The 7,892-nt window shown below is 64.8% G+C and carries 7 protein-coding genes and 1 other RNA gene; all 8 read right to left on the bottom strand.

Translation table 11 applies throughout. The annotated features are described in order from the left end of the window. Nucleotides 1–533, bottom strand: a 533-nt coding sequence (locus VFW84_RS12415) for a hypothetical protein (RefSeq protein ID WP_329680773.1), incomplete at its 3' end; no start/stop codon positions are given. Between the two features lie 113 nt (nucleotides 534–646). Continuing rightward, nucleotides 647–1,017: a transfer-messenger RNA gene (gene ssrA / locus VFW84_RS12410) on the bottom strand. A 78-nt stretch (nucleotides 1,018–1,095) separates the two neighbouring features. Beyond that, complete coding sequence (locus VFW84_RS12405; protein ID WP_329680772.1) at nucleotides 1,096–2,367, bottom strand: HD-GYP domain-containing protein; 1,272 nt, start codon at nucleotides 2,365–2,367, stop codon at nucleotides 1,096–1,098. 102 nt (nucleotides 2,368–2,469) lie between these two features. Continuing rightward, entirely contained in the window at nucleotides 2,470–3,699 is a 1,230-nt protein-coding gene (gene argJ, locus VFW84_RS12400) for a bifunctional glutamate N-acetyltransferase/amino-acid acetyltransferase ArgJ (protein ID WP_329680771.1), read from the bottom strand. Between the two features lie 39 nt (nucleotides 3,700–3,738). After that, the gene (locus VFW84_RS12395) at nucleotides 3,739–4,779 is read right to left on the bottom strand and encodes a putative solute-binding protein (RefSeq protein ID WP_329680770.1); all 1,041 of its coding nucleotides are present in this window, start codon (nucleotides 4,777–4,779) and stop codon (nucleotides 3,739–3,741) included. A gap of 42 nt (nucleotides 4,780–4,821) precedes the next feature. Further along, nucleotides 4,822–5,685: a LytTR family DNA-binding domain-containing protein gene (locus tag VFW84_RS12390; protein WP_329680769.1), complete on the bottom strand. Its 864-nt coding sequence runs from the start codon at nucleotides 5,683–5,685 to the stop codon at nucleotides 4,822–4,824. Then, nucleotides 5,682–6,905, bottom strand: a complete 1,224-nt coding sequence (locus VFW84_RS12385; protein WP_329680768.1) for a sensor histidine kinase — start codon at nucleotides 6,903–6,905, stop codon at nucleotides 5,682–5,684. Before VFW84_RS12385 ends, VFW84_RS12390 begins: the two co-directional genes overlap by 4 nt. Before the next feature lies 1 nt (nucleotide 6,906). Continuing rightward, nucleotides 6,907–7,892: TRAP transporter large permease subunit (locus VFW84_RS12380; protein ID WP_329680767.1), on the bottom strand; the 986-nt coding region annotated here is incomplete at its 5' end.

Genomic DNA, 7,892 nt, shown 5'->3' with positions numbered 1-7,892 from the left:
TCGTCCGGAAAATTCAGCAAAGTCCCTTTGCGGCCGCGGTGGTTGGGCACGCCGTAGGTCCAGGTGATGGCGCGCTGCTCGTAATCCACCAAATGCACGTCGTAGTTGTCTTCTTCACTGACCGCCAGCTGTCGACCGTCTCGCGAGAAGTTGACGTCTTCGTTGCCCCGGTAGAGCGTGAGGTTGGGAGAGTTGAACTCCCATACGATGCGCTTGTCAGGCGTCACCTCGATCAAGCGGTTGTTACGTCGGTCCGCAATCACGATGGGGTAGGGCAGCGGTTTGCCCCAGGACGGCACGGGTTTTTTGCGATCGCCGGTGATCGGCGGCGGGGTGGACAGCTTGGCGCCGCTGGATACGGCGCCCGCGCCCAACATGTCTGGCGTCACGTCCACGGCGACGCCGGCTGGTTTGTTGGTGTTGGCGGCCCATGTCGCCGAGACAGCGGCCAGGGTCAAAGCGAGGCCCACGGTGTTGCGCCACAAAGCGCGGGTCCGCTCCGCCGAGCGATGGGGGTGTTGCGATCGTTTCATGGGGGAACCATGCCGGATCAGCATCGGGGGCGCATTGATGCGGCACAAGCCGAGTGGGGGCGATGGGCGAAAAAAAGCCCAACTGCTTGTGGCAGTCGGGCTTTTTAGGCATTTGGTGGAGCCGGGGGGAATTGAACCCCCGTCCGTAAGCCATCAACGAGTAGATCTACATGTTTAGCTGTCTGATTTGATTCTCGTGCCCCCAGTCGTGCAGCAGCACACTAAAGGAGACACCAGCCACTAAATCTCGACAAGTACCGTGTGGCCCGGTTCAAGTCCAGCCAATGTAAATAACCTCGCAGCTATCGTCTTGCGACTACAGCCCAGCCCATAGGCCAACTGTTGCGAGGCTCACCGGTATTAAGCGGCGAGTGCGAACGATTCGTCGTTTGCAGTTAGTTTGTTCCAGATGGATTTACGAGGTGCCTGGCCCTCGACATGCCCTATCCCGCATCCGCACCCACGTCGAAACCAGGTCGGCCCCAGGAAAGTAGGATCATTGTAGGCTCGATTGCTCTGCCGCGCTGATCTTATTGAGGATGTCAGGGCGGGTCGGGCGATTTCAAGAGGCCATGTCGTCTGTCAGACAGGCGCACATCAGATCGAGCCGGTCTTCGTCCTCGGCGGTCAGTTGGCTGCCCGCCGTCAGGCGTGCCGCGCGCTCAATGCCCGCCAGGCGCGCACGCAAGGCGTCCTGCACCGCCTCGGCTTCGGCCACCTGCTCCTCGCCAATGGCGCCGGGGCTCCACAGACCGCTCTCGTTCCAGCCCTGGCGCAGCTTGTGCAACATGTAGAGCGTCAGCTCGGCCGCGCGCTGCAGGCCTTCACCAGACTCCGCCGGCACCAGGGTTTCGACGCGGTTCATGGTGGCCTGCAAGGTCATGTCCAGGCGGGTCAGTTGCCCCAGCAGCTCGGGCAGGGAGCCGTGGGCCGTCATGGGCGGCAGCGAGCGCGCCGCAGCCGACAGAGGGCCTGCCAGGTGGTCGTCAAACTCGCCAGGCACCACCCGCAGGGCCACACTGGCATGGTGCAAGGTGGAGCCCGGAGCGCGCAGGGCCGCCAGCGCCTCTTCCGTGGCGGCCAGCACCCGCCCCAGGGGCGAGATGCGCTCGGCCGTCAGGCGGTGGGGGTAGCCCGAACCGTCCAGATGCTCGTGGTGCTCGGCCACCGCACGGGCGATGTCCTTGGGGTAGTCCGTCAACTGCGACAACAGCAGCTGACCAATGTGCGGGTGCACCACCAGTTGGCGGTAGCTCTCGACGCTGAGCGTCTCTTCCACATCGGCCTCGCCATATTCGGGGGCGATATAGATGCCACCCACGTCGTGCACCAGGCCGGCCGTCATGGCCAGGGCCACCAGGCGCTCGTCGGCCCCCCGTGCATGCACCAGTGCACCCGCCACGGCCATGGCCTGCACCGCATGCGCAAACGAGGAGGGCCGCGCCGTCTGCACGACGCTGAGCAGCAATTGCACCACCGAGTGCAGGCGCACGGCCGCCGCACCGCGCTGCAGCGCCGCCGCATGGGCGCGCAGCAAGGGCGTGAGCGGGCCTTCGGTATCGATGAGTTCCTTGACCGCCTGTCGCAAGGTCTCCGAGGAGACACCGTCTTCGGCCATCAGGCAGGTTTCCAGCGGCTTGCTGAGCGCACGGTCCATCAGCTTGCGCTGCAGGTCTTGCGACACCGGCTGGTTGCGCGCCCACAGCTTCATGCCGCTGATGTCGAAGATGTCGCTGGACGCGATGATCGACCGGGTCTCGCTGGCCTCCAGGATAGTGGCCAGAGCATGGGGGTTGGCGGTATGAAAACCGCCCGACGGAATCACCTCACTCATGACAGACTCCTGTTCAACGTCTGTAGTAGCGCCAGAACGATTATGGGTCTGCTGCAGATTCCCGCAAGGAGAAGAACGGCCCGATGACGGGCCATTTCCTCATCAACTGCGGTAATCGGCGTTGATCGTGACGTATTCGTGCGAAAGATCACAGGTCCACACCGTGGCCATGGCCGTCCCGCGCGCCAGACCCACGCGGATGGTGATCTCGCTCTGCTTCATGACCCGCTGGCCGTCTTCCTCGCGGTACTCGGGGCGCCGCCCACCCCGGGTCACGACATGGACGTCATCCAGGTGCAGCTCGATCAGGCTCTGATCCAGATCGTCGATGCCGGCATATCCCACAGCCGCCAGAATGCGGCCCAGATTGGGGTCGCTGGCAAAGAAAGCCGTCTTGACCAAGGGGGAGTGGGCAATGGCATACGCCGCCAGCTTGCATTCAGCCTCGTCACGCCCGCCTTCGACCGTGATGGTGATGAACTTGGTGGCGCCCTCGCCGTCGCGCACGATGGCCTGAGCCAGCTGCTGCGACACGGCGATCACGGCGGCACGCAGGGCCTGGCCATCGGGGCTGTTCAGATCGGTGATCTCGGCATGCGCCGCCTTGCGCGTGGCGATCAGCACGAAGGAATCGTTGGTCGAAGTGTCCCCATCGATGGTGATGCGGTTGAAGGAGGCGTCAGCCGCCTCGGTCACCAGGGCCTGCAGCAGACCGGGCGCGATGTTGGCATCGGTGGCCACATAGCCCAGCATGGTGGCCATGTTCGGCTTGATCATGCCGGCGCCCTTGCTGATGCCGGTGATGGTCACGGTCTGGCCACCCAGGGTGATCTGGCGCGACGCGGCCTTGGGCAGGGTGTCCGTGGTCATGATGCCCTCGGCGGCCACGGCCCAGTTGTCGGCCTTGCCATCGGCCAGCGCGGCCGGCAGACCAGCCTCGATGCGGTCGATCGGCAAGGTCTCCATGATCACGCCTGTCGAGAACGGCAGGATCTGCTCGGGCGCCACCTTCAGCAGCCCCGCCAGGGCCACGCAGGTGGCGCGCGCGCGGGCCAGACCGTCCTCGCCGGTACCAGCATTGGCATTGCCCGTGTTGATCAGCAGGGCGCGGATGGCAGCACCTGCGGCCAGGTGCTGGCGGCACAGTTGTACCGGTGCGGCGCAGAAGCGGTTCTTGGTGAACACACCGGCCACGGCACTGCCCTCGTCCAGCGTGATCACGGTCAGATCACGTCGGTTGGCCTTGCGCACGCCCGCCATGGTGATGCCCAGCGTCACGCCGGGAACAGGGTGCAGATCTTGGGGGTTGGGGGCAGACAGGTTGACAGGCATGTGCGTAGGCTCCAGCGAAGGACACCGATTGTGCCGCACTCACCAGTCGATTTCAGCGTTGCTGCCGCACTCGGAGGCGGCCTTGTGTACGCTGCAGCGCACGCGTTTCATGAATTTGAGGCCCTGCTTGTCGTAAAAGCCCTGCTTGCCCAGTTCGACCCGCAGCTCGCGTTGCTGTGCCACGAAGGTCGCCGCTTCGTCGGCGTTGTAGTCCACCCAGGTCTGGGCCGGGATGGTGGTCTCGGCCTTGCGCACCGCAGCGGCCACGGTGTCGAACTGGCTCACCCAGTACTGGCGGGATTTGAGCCCGAAGCCTTGCGGAAACTTGTTCCGATCCAGCACCAATTGCAAGCTGGTGAAGGCCAGCGGAAAACGCGACACCCCGCCCTTGCTGCCCACGCCCCGGTAGATTTCCAGCGGCAGATAGGCCACAGCCGGCGCGAACACGACATCCACCCCACCGTTGTTGAACAGGGTGACGAAGTTGCGGATGTTGGCCGACACCGGGGTCGCCCCCGCCTTGGCGATCAGATAGGCCTGGACCTTGTCGTCGTCAAACGCTGGCATGCGTGAACCTGCAAAACCACGTTTGAAAATCTCCTTGTCGCGGGCCATGATGTACAGCGCCCCGGTCGGCACGATGCCGCCGATCTCGAAGCGATCCTGCACATTGAGCTTCTCGGCTGCGGGCGAAGCCAGGGCCTGCATGGCGCGCTGAATGACCTGGTAGCTGGCCTCCAGATCGATCCGGCCATCGCGCACGATGGTGACGGCGCCACCATGGTCCAGCGCCGCAGTGACCGCGTTGTAGCTCTTGGTGCGAATCGACGTGGCCAGCAGGCCATCGCACTGCCCTACGCGGAAGTCCTCGGCCGCCACGCGCTCATCGATGTAGGGCTTGACCGTGACCTCCACGCCCTGAGCCTGCATGGCCAGCGCGTAACTGCGGGCCCCATCAAAGATCTGCCCCCCACGGCCAATGGGATCCCACACGCAGATGGAGGGTGCCGGAGCCGCCGCCCAAGCACTGGCCGCTGCCAGACACAGGACCAGCCCGCTGATCACACGTTGATGAAACATCTTCCGCCTCCTTGTTGTTGATGATGGGTGATGACACAGGCCTCACATGGCCTTGAACAGATGGGCGTACATGCGGCTGACCTCCAGGGTCTCACTGCGCCCCCGGATGTGGACGCGCAAACGTCCGTACGTCCGTGAGACGCGCTCGATCGCCTTCACATTGACCACCACGCTGCGGTGCACCTGCCAGAACTGATCGGCATCCAGGCGCGGGATCAGCTCACGCAAGGGCGTGCGGATCAGCAACTCGGCCGCCTGAGGATCCGCACTGGCCGTGATGACGCGCACATACTTGTCAGCCGCCTCGAAATACAGCACCTCGTCCACCGGCACCATCTGCAAGCCCGTACCCACCGCAGCCTGGATCACCTTCAAGGGCGGCTGTGCCGGCGCGGTGCCGCCCGGCCCGGCCAACTGCGCGCCATACAGGGCCTGCAAGGCCGCCAGCAAGGAGGCCTCAGCTCCGGTCGTGCTGTACATGCCCGGAGCGGCCGCCGACTGCGCTGACTCAGGCACCGGGTCGTGCTGCATCTGCGCCTTCAGGCGATCACAGGTCATGGCCAGGCGGGCCGATTGCACGGGCTTGAGCACATAGTCCACCGCGGCACGCTCGAAGGCCGCCACGGCGTACTCGTCATAGGCTGTCACGAACACGATGCGTGGCAGGACGCGGTCATCAGGCCACTGCTCAGCCACCAGTTCGGCCACCTCCAGGCCATTGCGCTCGGGCATCTGGATGTCCAGGAACAGCACCTCCGGCAAGGCCGACAGCGCCATGTCCACCGCCCGGCCGCCGTCTTCGGCAATGGGCAGCACTTTGAGCTCGGGCCACAGGCGTCGCAGCATGGTCGCCAGAGCCTGTGCCAGGATGGGTTCGTCTTCAGCGATCAGGGCGGTGACGGTCATGCGCGTGCTGGGGTCAAGGGGTCAGGGGACTGCGGCAGCGGTGCCACCGAGAGCAGCGGCAGACGCAACACCGCCTGAGTGCCGGGTCCGTGCGACGGTGGACCCAGCGTCAGGCTGGCCTGCGCGCCATAGAGTGTGTGCAGACGATCACGCACACACGTCAAGCCGAAGCCGGACGACACCTTGCGTGAGGACTTGCGGGATGCGCGTGCCGCCTTGGCCTCGGCGGCTGCCTCCAGGCCCAGGCCTGTGTCGGCCACGGACAGCACCAGCATGGGCCCGTCGGCATAAGCAGTCAGGGTCAGCAGGCCACCTTGCCGGTTCGGCTCCAGCCCGTGCTGGATGGCGTTTTCCAGCAAGGGCTGCAACAGCAAGGGAGGCACCTGCACATCGCACAACTCGGGAGGCAGGTCCATCGACACGCGCAAGCGTGGCCCCATGCGCACCTGCATCAAGGACAGGTAGTCACTGGCATGTTCGAACTCCTCGGCCAGTCGATGCGTGCTGCGCTGACTGGCGCTCAAGGTGGCCCGCAGGAACGCGATCAGACGCGCCAGCATGTCCTGCGCCTTGGAGGGATCCGAGTCGATCAGGGCGTGCAGATTGGCCAGGGTGTTGAAGAGCATGTGCGGCTCCAACTGGGCCTGCAACAACTGCAACTGGGCTTCCACCGCCTGTCGCTGGGCCAGTTGTGCTCGCACCTGGTTGGCCACCAGATGGACACGCAGATAGTCCAGCGTGAAGGTGCCCAGGGCCAGGCTGTAGCTCAGCACCATGCAGACCGTCAGGGACAAACGCTTGTCGGAGACCTCGAAAGGCCAGGGCAAGGCCAGCACCGACTGCACCGTGAACATGCCCAGCACACAGCCCATCGGCACCCCCAGCAGCGCCACCAGGGCAATCGCCGGCACACCCAGCAAGCCATAGACCCCACTGCGGTCGTAGCGCAGGCGCGCATCGGCCAGTTGCGGCCAGCGGCGCCGCGCCTCGCCCAGCCAGACGATGCCGATGAGGGTCCAGCACCAGTAACCCAGGCACAGGGTGTAGAGCAGATTCACCCCCAGGCCGGGCCCCGGTGTGACGTCCCGGCCAGCCCACTCCAGGGCCCCCAGGAATAGGGCCATGGACACACTCCACAGCAGATTCACCCGCCCGGTCCGGGGGATGGAGCCGTACATCGTCAGCTCGCGTGGGTAATCGGGGGCAACGGTTTCGGACATATCAGCGTTCTAACCCAAAAACCAGGGGCGCAAAAGCCACGATCAGCAAAGCCACCGACATCACACCACAAGGCAGCAACCAGCGTTCATGGCGACGGTAGAAGGAGCGGCCGGCCGCCTCGGCCTGCGCCTGTTCAACAGCCGCATCACCGGCCACCCGCCGCGCCAGCAACTGATTGAGTGCCACAGGTGGCGTGAGATAACCCAGCTCGAAGGCCACCAGCACCGTCATCCAGAAATGCACGGGTGTGATGCCGTTGTCATACGCCATGGGCGCCAGGGAACTGGACACCAGGAAGATCGCCCCCAGAGGCTCCAGGAACATGCCCAGCACCACCAGCACCACGGACACGAAGATCATGGTCAACCACGGGCTGCCAAAGTCATGGGGCAACTGATGGATCACGCCAGAGCGCTCCACCACGCCCCCCAGCGCCTGCGACACCATGATCAGGAACACATAGGCCCCCAGGTAGGTCACCGTGTCGGAAGTGGCCACCCGCACCGAGGCATTGAGGCTCTTCTCACGCTGCAGAACCTGCGCCAGATGGGCGGAATCCACCCCGATGCCCTGGGAGCGCAACAACTGATCGAACACCACCACCAGCACCATCAGCACGGGCATGATCAAGGGCGCCGAGGTCTCATTGAGCGGCGTGTTGAGCACGAGGTCATACATGCCCAGCACCGCCATCACCAGGGCCACATGCGACACCATGGGAGACACATGGGGCCACATCTCGGACCAGGCCTGCGACAGCGGCGGACGCGCAACGGTGCGAGGTTCGGCCCGCCATCTCGAGGCCAGGAAGAACAGGGTCGAGGTCAACAGGAAGACCCAGTTGCCCCAGCGGAACAATTCATCGCTGGTCACCTCGTTGTTGACCGCCCCGATGGCCACCACCAGCAAGCTGGGGCGCAACACCCCACCGAGCGATCCCGACATGGCCGTTGCAGCGAGTGCGTACTGCCCGCTGCCCCCCACGG

It is taken from the genome of Aquabacterium sp. (assembly GCF_036279655.1).
In the GTDB taxonomy this organism is placed as follows: domain Bacteria; phylum Pseudomonadota; class Gammaproteobacteria; order Burkholderiales; family Burkholderiaceae_C; genus Aquabacterium.
Note: the sequence above shows the minus strand (reverse complement) of the source record. Positions and strands in the feature narration are given on the sequence as shown.

What these genes read in the sequence shown, in the direction of transcription:
- VFW84_RS12395 (WP_329680770.1), bottom strand. Translation starts at nt 4,779, where the DNA reads ATGTTTCATCAACGTGTGATCAGCGGGCTGGTCCTGTGTCTGGCAGCG.
- VFW84_RS12385 (WP_329680768.1), bottom strand. Translation starts at nt 6,905, where the DNA reads ATGTCCGAAACCGTTGCCCCCGATTACCCACGCGAGCTGACGATGTAC.
- VFW84_RS12405 (WP_329680772.1), bottom strand. Translation starts at nt 2,367, where the DNA reads ATGAGTGAGGTGATTCCGTCGGGCGGTTTTCATACCGCCAACCCCCAT.
- argJ (WP_329680771.1), bottom strand. Translation starts at nt 3,699, where the DNA reads ATGCCTGTCAACCTGTCTGCCCCCAACCCCCAAGATCTGCACCCTGTT.
- VFW84_RS12390 (WP_329680769.1), bottom strand. Translation starts at nt 5,685, where the DNA reads ATGACCGTCACCGCCCTGATCGCTGAAGACGAACCCATCCTGGCACAG.